Genomic DNA, 11,866 nt, shown 5'->3' on the forward strand with positions numbered 1-11,866 from the left:
TGAACTCAGTTCATCTTATGATTGCGTCGGGCGCTTCGGAGTCCTGGCGCCCGCGGAGGTTCCGCCGTCGATCATGAGATCGGAACCCGTGATGTAACTGCTGTCCTCGCACGCGAGGAACAGGATGGCTTTCGCCACCTCGAGCGGTAGACCTCGGCGTTGCAGCGGAATGCTTTTCACATACGCGTCCATGTCGTCGTCGGCGAAGTCGGCGCCGGCGGTGATTGCCGTCTCGATGCTGCCCGGGCACACGGCGTTGACCCGGATGTTCGATTCGGCGAACTCCAACGCCGCGACTCGGGTCAGGGCGCGAACGCCGAACTTCGACGCGCCGTATGCACCGAGCTCGGCCGTCGCGAGGACGCCACGCAGCGAGGACAGGTTGACGACGGACCCGCCCGTGGTCATGGCGGCGCCTGCGGCTTGCAAACCGAGGAAAGTCCCCACGAGGTTGAGGTCGATCATGCGTCGTAGGTCGGCGAGCGACGTCTGCATGATGGACGCTTTGGATGCGGCGCCCGCGGAGTTGACGAGAACACGCATCGGATGCCCGCGATCCGCCATCTCGGTGGTGACGCGCGTCCACTGAGATTCGTCGGTGACGTCGAGGTGCCGGTAGTGCGCGCGCGCACCGATTTTCGCCGCGACACTTTCACCCAGCTCGTCGTCGACGTCGCCGAGGTAGACCGTGGCGCCGTGGGCGTGGAAGAGTTCTGCGGTCGCGGCACCTATCCCTCGTGCGGCACCGGTGACGAGAGCGCAGGTGTCGCGCAGTCGCGCGTCGTCGGTCGTCACTGGATGAATCTCTTTTCCCAATCGGACTGGTATTCGGTGAGCGATTCGGGTGTCAGGTCGGACGGGTTGGGCAGCGCGATGTCCTGGGCCTGTGCGACGCTTCCTTCGATGCCGGGGAGTGCGCTCGCGTAACCGAGTGACAACGCCTTCTGGCCGGCGGGGGTGACCATGAAGTTCGCCAGCACCTGTGCGGCATTCGGGTGCGGCGCCGCGGACAGTGCGTGCGTGAACCACGGGGTTCCCCACGGGGGCGAGGGCAGTGCCCAGTCCACCGGTGCTCCCGATTCCTTTTCTCGCACCAGCGGTTGCACCACAGGGGTTGCGACGATCTCGCCCGAGGTCAAGGCCTGCGCGATCCCCAGTGAACTCGGGTAGATTCGCGGCTTCAGCTCCGCGAGCTTCTGGAGATAGTCGGCGCCGAAGTTTTTCTCGAAGAATCGGTAGAAGTCGACGTACGAGGCGATGCCGGACGGGTTGACGATTCCGATCTTGCCCTTCAACGCCGGGTCGAGGAGGTCTGCCGGCTTCTGCAGACCTCCCGGAAGTGCTGTCGTGTTCCAGCCGAGAGCGAACACCGCCGCGCTGGTCAGGAAGAACTTGTCGGAAATGATGCTCTTCTGCGGTTGGTACTCCGGCGCATCGAATGCCGGGCCGACGAGATCGGTCGAGTAGGTGCCCGACGCGGCGGCAGTCTCGATCCAGGCGGCGTCGGTCATCATGTGCACATCGGCCGTACCCCGCTTCGTCTGATTCTCGACCTCGACCTTCGGGTTGATGTCGGCGTCGGTGCCCCGGACGTATTCGAGGGAGATCTCGGGATACTCCTGCTCGAACGCCACTTTGAGAGCTTCGAGATTGGCGGGGTTCTGGCTCGAGTACAGCAGGACACTGCCTTCGCCCTTGGCTGCGGCGACGACGTCGTCCCACGTGCCGGACACGGGACCGGTGGAACCGGAACCGCCGGATCCACAAGCGGCGGAGGCGAAAGCGGTGACCACTGCGACGGCCATCAGCTTTATCGGCATACTTCTCATGGCATGAAAGCCCTTCCGGTATCGGTTCGACGAATGCGAACCCGTGTGTTCGGTGACGGATGGAGGAGTCGGATGAGGCCTACGGCGCGACACCGTTGAGCAGCGCGGCAACGCGATCGGGAATCGTGACCATGGCCATGTGGCCGGATTCGAGGAATTTGGTGTCGCCGCCGACGAGGGCGGCCGATCTTTCCTGGAGTTCGGGCGGATAGCAGGTGTCCTTGGTCAAACGTACGTATGTACGGGGTATATCGGTGCGGAGACCGGACAGGTCGACGGACTCCGTGAGTAGCGCGCCGCAATCGTCGACCAACCGGTCGATCATCCAGTCGGTCTGTTCCGCGTCCATGTCGTTGCAGAGCATCGCGGCGGCGTCCATCGGATCCTGGCGGTACACACCACCTTCTATCGAGGCTTCCACCGCGGCGCGGACGCCCGGGTCGATCTGGTCGATCACTCGCGTCCCGTCGGGCGGGACGACGGCGGACAGGAAGACGACGTGCCGTAGTCGGTGTGCGAGTGCCTGCATGACCCGAGGGGCCGTCACTCCCGCGAAAGAGTGTGCGACGAGGACTATGTCCTCGAGGTTCGCCGCCTCCACATCGTCGATGACGGCGGCGGCACAGTCGTCGAGGGTGACGGACCGCGGGTCGACTGAGCGCCGTTGTCCCCGTCCCGGGAGATCGACTGCGAGAGTGTCACCTTCGAGTAAGGGGAGGAGGGGCGCCCAGCACGAGGCGCCCATTCCTGCGCCATGGACGAGAACGAACGACATGTTGCTCCTCGCTAATTGAACTGATATCAGTTTGAATCTAAGGAAATCGTCCTGTGATGTCAATCACCTGATAATGTGAAGTGAATCCAGTTCACTTAGGAGGTCCGTGTGACGACTCCACGTGCAGCGCGGCCGCTGCAGCTCGGTTCGCTTCGGTTGGCAAACCGGCTCGTCGGTACGCCGCACGCGTCAGGCGCCGTCGCCGGCGGCATCCCCTCGCGCGGCGACGACGACTACTGGCGGCGCTGCGCGGCCGGCGGTGCCGCGATGCTCATCGTCGGCGGCACGGTGGTGTCGCCCGGTTCGACCAATCGCAACGGCAACATCACCGAGGCCTGGCGTCCCGAAGCCCTCGCGGGACTGGAGGCTCGGGCGCGGGCGATCACCGAGGAAGGAGCCATCGCGGCCTGCCAGCTGGTGCACCTCGGACGCGAAACTCTGGGCGCCGAGATGTGGAGTCACCCCGTCGGGCCGTCCGCTGTCCGCTCGCCCCGCGAACCGACGCGACCGCGCGCCCTCTCGGGCGCCGACGTCGACGCGGTCGTCGACGCATTCCGCACATCCGCGTTCCACGCGTGGTCGGCCGGCTTCCCGGTCGTCGAACTGCATGCAGCCCACGGATATCTACTTGCGCAATTCCTCTCCCCGAACACGAACCTCGGACGAGACGCTGCGACGGGTGCGCAGCGTGTGCGGATCCTCGACCGCATCGCCTCAACGGTCCGCGACGCCTGCCCCGGCGTCGTACTCGGAGTCCGCGTCTCTTCCGACGGTGGCGACGAGGCCGGCCTGAGCATGGACGGTCTCTGCGACGTACTACCGCACCTCTCCGATTTCGACTACGTCAACGTCACGGTCGGCGTACGCACCACCTACGTCCGGGACATGGCCGTAACCGACCCGCCGCTGCTCGATTCGGTCGGACAATTACGCGCCGCCGCAGTGACCCCGCTGCTCGTGTCACAGTCGTTCCGGACCGGTGCGTCCATCGAAAGTGCACTGCAATCGGGAGCCGACCTCGTCGGTGTGGCACGACCGCTGATCGCCGACCCGAACTTCCCGCGGAAGATACTGACCGGCCGCGAGGCGTCGATCCGCCCGTGCGTGTCCTGCAACGAGGACTGCCGGGCGTTCGACCCCGTCCTACTGTGCTCGGTCAATCCCGACCTCGCGCCGCCGGGTCATTCCGCACGTCCCGCGTACCCGCTGACGCTGGGGCCCACGCGCGGGTCGCGAGTGCGGAGACGGATCGCCGTCGTCGGTGCAGGCCCCGCCGGGCTCGAGTGCGCGATGCGGCTCGGGCCCGACCACGACGTCACACTCTTCGAACAACGAGAGCGAATCGGAGGCCAGCTTGCGACAGCGGCAGACGCGCCGCATCGCAGCGGCTGGCGTCGCCTCCTCGACTACTACGCCGACAACATGCCGAAGGTGGCAATCCGTCTGGCGCACACCGTCAATGCCGACGACCTGGCGGACTTCGACGACGTAGTCCTGGCCGTCGGTGCCGTGGAAGAACTTCCCCAGGGATTGGCGGGAACGTCGTCCGTGCTCACCTCTCAGGCGCTGCTCGGTGCGGGAGGCGCTCTTCGCGGCGCCGGCCACGTCGTGGTGGTCGACGACGGATTCGGGCTCTGGCCCGCCGCGAGCACGGTCGAAGCGGCGCTTGCCGCGGGTGCCGACCGCGTCACGGTTCTGACGCCCGCCGCGGCCTTCGCGTCGGGTCTTCCCGCGGAGGGCCGGGTGCAGTACCTGCGTCGGCTGTCGGGCGAACCGGTCGACGTGCGCGTGCTGTCGTCGCTCGTCGCGGTCACCGACGGCTCGGTCGAGTTCGAGAACACGCTGTCGGGAGAAAGGACGCGCCTCGACGTCGACCGGGTGGTCGTGGCCGGTGAGCGGCGCCCGCGCGACTGGTCGCAACTCGCACCGGAAGGCGCACGCGTGCACGTCATCGGCGACGCTCTCGTGCCGCGCAAAGTCGCGCACGCCGTCTCCGAAGGCCGTGCTGTCGCCCGTGAGTACTTGTTAACCGCCCGCAGTTAACAAGTACTCACGGGGGGCGGGAGTGTGGTTGCGCTCACACCTGAGGTCATTTAAATTACTTGAACTGAAGTCAACTCAATTTGATATCCGGCCGCCCCTCGGAGGCATCGTGGACCAGTTGTTCATCACTTTGACCACCGGCATCGCCAATGGTGCCGTGTACGGTCTCATCGGACTCGGATTGGTCATCATCTTCCGATCCACCGACGTCATGAATTTTGCAATGGCGTCATTATCGACCCTCGCCATCTACGTTGCCCTCAGCGCGTATGGGGCCGGCGTGGGCATTGCTGTCGCCCTGGTGGTCGCAGTGGTCTTCGGAGCTCTCAGCGGAGTCGTGGTGCGGGAAGCGCTGATTCGCCCGCTCGGGCAAGGCAAGCTCTTCGCTGCGCTCGTCGTCACGATGGGCCTGTCGATCATTGTCGAGCATCTGATCGGCCACTACTGGGGAGAGCAGCCGCGACGATTCCCGCAGCTCGTCGAGGGCACGATCTCGATCGGCAACTCGAATCTGATGCTCCAGGACATCGCCACGATTCTCCTCGCCGCGGTGGCCGTGTCGGCCATTGCGTATCTGTTCACGCGTACGCCGGTCGGATCCGCGATGCGCGCGGTCGCCGAATCTGCCGAGACCGCGGAGATCCTGGGCATCAACGCGCACAAGGTCGCGCGGATCGCCTGGGCTCTCGGCATGGCGCTGGCAGTGCTGGGAGTCTTCCTGTACGCCCCGAAAACCGGGGTTTCGCCGGTGATACTCGCCCCCGTGTTGTTCCGTGCCTTCGCAGGCATCCTGCTCGGTGGCCTCACAAGCATGTACGGCGCGGTCATCGGTGGGCTCATCATCGGTGTCCTGGACAACCTCGCCGCAGCCTATATCTCCGCCAGCTTCCGAGACACGTTCGTCTTCTGCGTTGCGGTGCTCGTGCTGCTCATTCGTCCCCAGGGCATCTTCGGCCGCCAAACCTTCGAGAGGGTCTGATTCCATGGTCACAAAAGATGGCTCGGCGCAGCGTGCCGGACGCTCCGCCCAGCGGCTGTACAGCGCCGCTCAGCTTCTCGGCGGACCGGCTGCGGCGATCCTGACGATAATGGTGCTGTCTGCCGGACTCGTGCCGGGCTACCAGATCTACACGGTCGGACTCGCTGCGGTGTACGGACTGATCGTCTTGTCCATCTCGCTACTGGCCGGGTGGACGGGTATCTGGTCGATCGGGCATCCCGCAATGGTCGCGGTCGGCGCGTATGTGACCGCCTACGGCAGCAGTAGCGGTTGGGGACTGGCCTTCACGTCCGTTGTCGCCGTGGCTTTGTGCGCAATGTTGGGAGGCTTCCTCGGGTTCGCAGGCTCCCGCTTCTCCGTGCTGTACGTCGCGCTTCTCACGTTGGCGTTCACATTGGTGACTCTCGAAATCATCGGTGCGTGGAAGAGCGTCACCGGCGGTGACCAAGGAGTGCCGGTCGACGCATTCGACACCACGCTCGGCGAACTCGTTCCGTCATCCGACGCAGTCACCTACCTGGCCGTCGGAGTCCTCGGTCTCGCTGTGGCAGTGTCGGTGTTCCTGCGCCGCACGACCATACGTATGCGCATGGTTGCGGCCAAGACACACCCACTGGCGGGCAGATCGATCGGTATCGCTCCCGAACTGCAGTCGAGCCTCGGTTTCGCGATCAGCGCGGGTGTCGCCGGCTTGTCCGGTGTGCTCCTTGCCTTGCTGTCGGGCTTCATCAGCCCGGAGGGATTCTCGATGGTCTTCGCGGTCAACCTGATTGCAGCGACCGTCCTCGGCGGGACCGGCAGCGTGATCGGAGCCGTTCTCGGTGGTGCGTTCCTCGCATCCGCACCGACGCTGGCGTCGTCGCTGTCGATCGACCAGCCCTACCTGATCGGGGGTGTACTGATTCTCACCCTGCTGTTTCTCGCCGATGGAATCGTCCCGACGGCCGGGAGGTTGCTGCGCCGATTCGTCCCGCTCACCCGTGCACTCGGCCGCCCCACGCTGTCCACCTCCCAACCGAGCCTTCTCGACACTGCGGGATCGGTTCCGGACACGCTGGCCGATACCGCCGCGGTGGCCGTGCTGAAAACCGAGGCACTCGGTGTTCGATTCGGTGGTCTTCAGGCCGTGCACAACATCGACCTCCGCGTAGATGCAGGTGAGGTGCTCGCGATCATCGGGCCGAACGGCGCCGGCAAGACTACCTTCGTCAACGCCCTGTGTGGCCTGATCGGTGGCGGTGAACTTGTGGGGACAATGGAACTCGGTGGCCGGCCCCTGCACGGGGTGCGGGCGACGCGTCGACGCTCGCTCGGCCTCGGCCGGACGTTTCAGCACGCGGAGCTTTTCTCAGAGCTGACCGTTCTCGAAAATGTCAGTGTCGTCAACCGTTGGGGGCAACGCGCCGATCGCGACACAGCGTTGCAGGTCCTCGAGAGTGTCGGATTGGCCGACCACGTGCACCGACTCCCCGCAGAACTGCCGTTCGGGCTGCAGAAACGGGTCGATCTGGCCCGTGCGATCGCGGCGCTGGCCGACAACCCACGATTGATCGTGCTCGACGAACCGTTCGGTGGCCTCGACGCCGACGAACGTCACACCCTCGCCGACCACATCCGCCGGCTCTCGCATTCCGGTACCGCCGTGGTCATCATCGACCACGTCCTCGACGACCTGTTCTCCGTCGCAGATCGGGTGGTGGCCTTCGACTTCGGCGAGCTGATCGCCGATGGAACCCCGGACACGGTCCTGCAGAACCAACTGGTCCGCGACTCGTATCTGGGAAACATCGACACCACACTGATCGCACCCGACATCGATCGCACGGCGGCGCCGCTGATCTCCGTGCGGGGGATCGAGCACCACTACGAGGGCGTGCAGGCATTGTCCGGCATCGATCTCGACGTCCATGCAGGCGGAATCCTCGGCATCGTGGGTGCGAACGGCGCCGGCAAGAGCACGCTGGGGCGGATCCTGCACGGCGATCTGCAGTCGACCGGCGGCACCCGGACAGTCGATGGCACAGACGCACTGCGGCTCAGCCTGGTTCCCGAGGGGCGCGCCTTGTTCCGCACCCTGTCGGTGCGCGAGAACCTCGAGGTCGCGGCGTATGCCGCAGGAATCTCCGGCCGTACGCTGCGTACTCGGCTCGACGAGTTGCGGCAAGGGCTTCCCGAACGGGTCCGCACCCGCATGGACATACCGGCCGGCTCGCTGTCCGGCGGCGAACAACAGCTTGTCGCCATCGCCCGGGCGCTCATGGCCGATCCCGAAGTTCTGATCCTCGACGAACCCGCGCTGGGTCTGTCCCCGGCGATGGTCGACGAAGTGTATTCACAGGTGAACGGCCTGGCGCGCCGGGGCATTACGACCATCCTGCTGGACCAGTCGCTCGCGCGCGCGCTCGAAGCCTGCAGCGAGGTCATTGTTCTGCGTCAAGGTGAGGCCGTCGCGCGCGGCAACAGCAATACTCCGGGCTTCGGCCGCATCGCCGAGGCTGCCTACTTCGGTACAGACATCCCGGCAGCTGTCGGCGAGATCAATCGGTGAGTGCAGTGCACTCGATTCTGACGAAGGGACTACGGACGAACATGGACAGAACAGCAGGACAGGGAAGATTCGACGGGGCGGTGGCCCTGGTGACCGGAGGCGGATCGGGAATCGGAGCGGCCGTCGTCGCGCAACTCGTCGGTGAGGGAGCTGCCCGCGTCTACGTGGCCGATCTCGCGGTCGAGAAATTGCGCCGACGGTACGGTGACGATCCCACGACGATCGCACGAGGGGTCGACGTCTCGGACCCGGAGGCCGTCGATGCCGCCATGGCGGAGGTTCTCGACGCAGAGGGGCGGCTCGACGTCGTCGTCCACGCCGCCGGCGTGGACGATCCAGAATCCAAGAAGATCATCACGGAGGCTTCGGCCGCAGGCACACCGATCGACCTGACGGCGAACCTCACCGATGCGCAGTGGCGCCGAGTGATGTCGGTCAACCTGGATGGCACATTCCACGTGGTGCGCGCCGCCGTGCGGGCGATGAAGCCGAAAGGCGGCGCGATCGTCGTGATCGGCTCGTCCTCGGCGTTCGACACCTTGACGGGATACCCGCACTACGCGGCATCGAAGGCCGCCGTCCATGCCTTCTGCCAGGCCGTCGCCAAGGAGGTGGTGGCGTTCGGTATCCGACTGAACCTCGTCGCTCCCGGCCCGACGGATACCGGTATGGCCGCTCGCACACCGGAAGAACTCAAAGTGCAGTGGGTCAACAACACACCGGTGCCGTATGCGACACCGGACGAGATCGCGGACAACGTGCTGTTTCTCGCTTCGGAGCAGGCCAGAAACGTCGTGGGTGCGGTGCTGCTCAGCAACCGTGGACGATTCACCGTCTGACTGCTCATCCGAGTGGGAACAGGACCACGGTCTTCGCTACGGGCGCATCCAGGTCGGACTCGCCGACCTGGATGCGCTCGCGGTGCTACTGCGGTGACACGAAGTCTCCGATGGGAACGAACTTGCCGCCCTCGACCTGGACCCGGACCACACTGTCGGTACCGAGGTGGTCATCCGCGCTGAACGTGAGTGGAGGCATCACGCCGGTGTCGAGGGTGCCGCTCGTGACTATCGCGTCGGTGACGGACTCGGACGTGATCTCGCCGTCGATGCTCGCGAGGACCTGAGCGAACGCTTTCGCCGAGCCATAGGTTGCCAGCGAGTAGAAATCGGGCTTCTCGCCCGGCTTGTACTTCGCAAGCGCTTGTCGGTACTCCTCGACCGCAGGGTTGTCGGCGGTGGGCGGCAGCGTCAGCGACACGGCGCGGAACCCTTCCGCGTTCGGGCCTGCGAGGTCGAGCAGGCTGTTACCGATCGTGGGGGAGTAGCCGTAACTGGGGATCTTGACACCCTGCAGGGCCATCTCGTTGAGGTACGCGGCGGCCTCCTGGATGGGCAGGATCGTCAGGACTGCATCGGGTGCAGCCGAACGGATCTGGGACACGAACGGGCTGTAGTCCGTGGTACCGAGCTTGACCTCCACCGTCGAGACCTCCGCCCCGGCCTTCTCCAGTTCGGTCGTGGCGACGGCACCCACATTCACGAACGCTGCCGGATCGTTGCGGATGATCGTGACCTTCTTGGCACCCTCGTCGAGCGCCCACTGCGCGGCGGCACGCGCCTGGTTCTCGTAGAGCGTCTGGCTGCCGAACAAACCGTCCCGCGGCGGGTCGTACCAGGCGGTGGAGCCGCCGTAGGTTCCGAAGATGGGTATGTCGTTCTGTTCGAGAACGAATGGGAACGTCGCCTCCGTGGTGGCTGTGCCGTTTGCGCCGACGATCGCGACGACCCGGTCGCGAGAGACCAGCTGCCGCGCCACCTGAATCGTCTGCTGCGGGTCGAAAGCGTTGTCGACCGGAGTCCACTCGACGGGGCGACCGTGGATGCCTCCTGCCGCGTTGAGCTGATCGAAGAACGCTTGGGTGCCGGCCTCCTGGGGAAGACCCCCGGAAGCCTGTGGTCCCGAAAGGGGAAGCCATGCGCCGAGTTTGATCGGCCCGCCCGCATCGCCGTCGCCGGCTTGCGTTCCGCAGGCCGTCAACGCCGTGGCGAGGACTACGCCGACCGTGAGAAGTATTTTCCGCACATCCGCTCCTTGAATCGAGTTCAGTTCAATGGATGTTATAGAGGAAATGCTGTGTCGGCAATCACATTCGCGGACCGAATGCGGATTCCTTCCAGCGGTGGAAGTTGCCGCGAGTGCATTGTGCAGTGACGCGCTACGAGGGGATTGTTCGAGCGAAAGTGTGCGATTTGCTTGAACTGACTTCAGTTGAGGAACTACGGTGTGGGGTGACATTGCCACTGTTCGGAGGAAGAGGAGCACCAGATGCCACGAATCGACACCGATCTACTCGTCATCGGCGCCGGCATGGCCGGGTTGACCGCCGCGGCGCGAGCGGTGGCCGGAGGTCGGTCGGTTGTCGTCGTCGAGAAGTCTGCAACGATTGGCGGGTCCGCCCAGTTCGCGGGATACGCGTGGACTGCCCCTTCCCATGAGGTCATGGAAGAGGTCAATCCGAACGGCGACCCCGCATTGCGTCGGGCGCTCGTCGACGGATTCTCGGACGGAATCGCCTGGATTCGCTCGCTCGGGGTCGAGTGCGCTGACGCGGTGACGGTTCTCCGCTACGGCACGGGCCACCAATTCGACACCACCCGATACATCGACGAGTGTCGTCGGCGAATTCGTAGTCACGGCGGTGAGTTGCACACGAGCGCAGAGACCCTCTCCCTGATCGCGCTGGACGGCGGAGTCGTCGGTGCCCGTGTGCGACTCTCGGACGGTACCGAATGTGAGATACGTTCCCACGCGACGATTCTCGCCACCGGCGGATTCCAGGCGAGTCCCGAATTGGCCGGTGAGCACATCCATCCCGCCGCGAGCGGGATGCAGCTGCGCTCGAATCCCACGAGTGCAGGTGACGGACTACGTCTGGCCGAGGCCGTCGGCGCCGCCTCCGGCACGGACCGGTCCGGCTTCTACGGCCATCTCGTCCCGACCGGCGTGCGCTTCCGCGACACGGCCGACTTCGTCGCGCTGTCGCTCTACTACAGCGAGCATGCGTTGCTGTTCAATCTCGACAACCGTCGTTTCACCGACGAGACCGTCGGTGACCATCTGACCACGATGGACTTGCTGGAGCAGCCCGAGTCGCGCGGATTGCTCGTCGCCGACGCACGGGTGTACCGCGAGTGGATCACCGGCAGCTACGTCGAGGGCGCCGCCGCACTCGACAAGTTCGACCTCGCGCAGCGCCGGGGTGGGCGGTGCGGAATCGCCGAGAATCTCGACGAGTTCGCCTATCTTCCCGAGGAATGGGGCTACGACGGTGCCGCGATTGCGGATCAGATCCGGGCACTCAATGCGGCCGGTCCGGACACTCGGCCATCGCGTCGCTACGACTCGCAGGCGCTTGACGAGGGGCCCTACTACATCGTCGAGGCATGCCCGGCCCTGACATTCCCCTTCCACGGCATCCGCATCGATGAGCACGGCCGTGTCCTGAATGTGAAGGGCGGGACGATCAGCGGACTGTTCGCGGCCGGGTCGGATACCGGCGGCCTCTACAACCGCGCGTACACCGGCGGTATCGCCCCTGCACTGGTGTTCGGCCTGGCCGCCGCGGATCGAGCGATGCTGTCGCCTGTGAGTACTTGTTAACCGCCCGC

At 65.3% G+C, this 11,866-nt stretch carries 9 protein-coding genes; 5 read left to right on the top strand and 4 right to left on the bottom strand.

All coding sequences use genetic code 11. From position 1 onward, the window contains the following. Window positions 1-15: 15 nt before the first annotated feature. The 3 genes from RHA1_RS23265 to RHA1_RS23275 all read right to left on the bottom strand — a co-directional run bounded on the left by RHA1_RS23265 (window position 16) and on the right by RHA1_RS23275 (window position 2,604). The gene (locus RHA1_RS23265; protein WP_011597091.1) at window positions 16-795 is read right to left on the bottom strand and encodes an SDR family NAD(P)-dependent oxidoreductase; all 780 of its coding nucleotides are present in this window, start codon (window positions 793-795) and stop codon (window positions 16-18) included. Continuing rightward, window positions 792-1,829 (bottom strand): ABC transporter substrate-binding protein, encoded by a 1,038-nt coding sequence (locus RHA1_RS23270; RefSeq protein ID WP_011597092.1) that lies wholly within the window; start codon window positions 1,827-1,829, stop codon window positions 792-794. The genes RHA1_RS23265 and RHA1_RS23270 overlap by 4 nt, the downstream gene beginning before the upstream one ends. A gap of 79 nt (window positions 1,830-1,908) precedes the next feature. Next, the gene (locus RHA1_RS23275) at window positions 1,909-2,604 is read right to left on the bottom strand and encodes an alpha/beta fold hydrolase (RefSeq protein ID WP_011597093.1); all 696 of its coding nucleotides are present in this window, start codon (window positions 2,602-2,604) and stop codon (window positions 1,909-1,911) included. A 108-nt stretch (window positions 2,605-2,712) separates the two neighbouring features. On the opposite strand from RHA1_RS23275, the gene RHA1_RS23280 reads away from it, so the two are divergent. The 4 genes from RHA1_RS23280 to RHA1_RS23295 are packed head-to-tail and all read left to right on the top strand — an operon-like array spanning window position 2,713 to window position 9,034. Beyond that, window positions 2,713-4,647 carry an oxidoreductase gene (locus RHA1_RS23280; RefSeq protein WP_011597094.1) on the top strand — a complete coding sequence of 645 codons (1,935 nt, stop codon included), beginning with the start codon at window positions 2,713-2,715 and terminating at the stop codon, window positions 4,645-4,647. 22 nt (window positions 4,648-4,669) lie between these two features. Beyond that, the gene (locus RHA1_RS23285; protein WP_011597095.1) at window positions 4,670-5,626 is read left to right on the top strand and encodes a branched-chain amino acid ABC transporter permease; all 957 of its coding nucleotides are present in this window, start codon (window positions 4,670-4,672) and stop codon (window positions 5,624-5,626) included. Between the two features lie 4 nt (window positions 5,627-5,630). Further along, window positions 5,631-8,195 carry an ATP-binding cassette domain-containing protein gene (locus tag RHA1_RS23290; protein ID WP_011597096.1) on the top strand — a complete coding sequence of 855 codons (2,565 nt, stop codon included), beginning with the start codon at window positions 5,631-5,633 and terminating at the stop codon, window positions 8,193-8,195. Between the two features lie 41 nt (window positions 8,196-8,236). Beyond that, window positions 8,237-9,034, top strand: a complete 798-nt coding sequence (locus tag RHA1_RS23295; protein ID WP_011597097.1) for an SDR family NAD(P)-dependent oxidoreductase — start codon at window positions 8,237-8,239, stop codon at window positions 9,032-9,034. A gap of 85 nt (window positions 9,035-9,119) precedes the next feature. On the opposite strand, the gene RHA1_RS23300 is transcribed toward RHA1_RS23295, so the two are convergent. Continuing rightward, window positions 9,120-10,280: an ABC transporter substrate-binding protein gene (locus tag RHA1_RS23300; RefSeq protein ID WP_011597098.1), complete on the bottom strand. Its 1,161-nt coding sequence runs from the start codon at window positions 10,278-10,280 to the stop codon at window positions 9,120-9,122. A 243-nt stretch (window positions 10,281-10,523) separates the two neighbouring features. Here RHA1_RS23300 and RHA1_RS23305 point away from each other — a divergent pair, with 243 nt between their 5' ends. Beyond that, a complete protein-coding gene (locus tag RHA1_RS23305) occupies window positions 10,524-11,858 on the top strand; it encodes an FAD-dependent oxidoreductase (protein ID WP_011597099.1) in 1,335 nt (444 codons plus the stop codon). The last annotated feature ends 8 nt before the right edge of the window (window positions 11,859-11,866 follow it).

It is taken from the genome of Rhodococcus jostii RHA1 (genome assembly GCF_000014565.1).
In the GTDB taxonomy this organism is placed as follows: Bacteria; Actinomycetota; Actinomycetes; order Mycobacteriales; family Mycobacteriaceae; genus Rhodococcus_F; species Rhodococcus_F jostii_A.

Excerpts from the sequence above, each read along its gene's own strand:
- RHA1_RS23270 (WP_011597092.1), bottom strand. The coding sequence starts at position 1,829 with ATGAGAAGTATGCCGATAAAGCTGATGGCCGTCGCAGTGGTCACCGCT.
- RHA1_RS23275 (WP_011597093.1), bottom strand. The coding sequence starts at position 2,604 with ATGTCGTTCGTTCTCGTCCATGGCGCAGGAATGGGCGCCTCGTGCTGG.
- RHA1_RS23290 (WP_011597096.1), top strand. The coding sequence starts at position 5,631 with ATGGTCACAAAAGATGGCTCGGCGCAGCGTGCCGGACGCTCCGCCCAG.
- RHA1_RS23295 (WP_011597097.1), top strand. The coding sequence starts at position 8,237 with ATGGACAGAACAGCAGGACAGGGAAGATTCGACGGGGCGGTGGCCCTG.
- RHA1_RS23305 (WP_011597099.1), top strand. The coding sequence starts at position 10,524 with ATGCCACGAATCGACACCGATCTACTCGTCATCGGCGCCGGCATGGCC.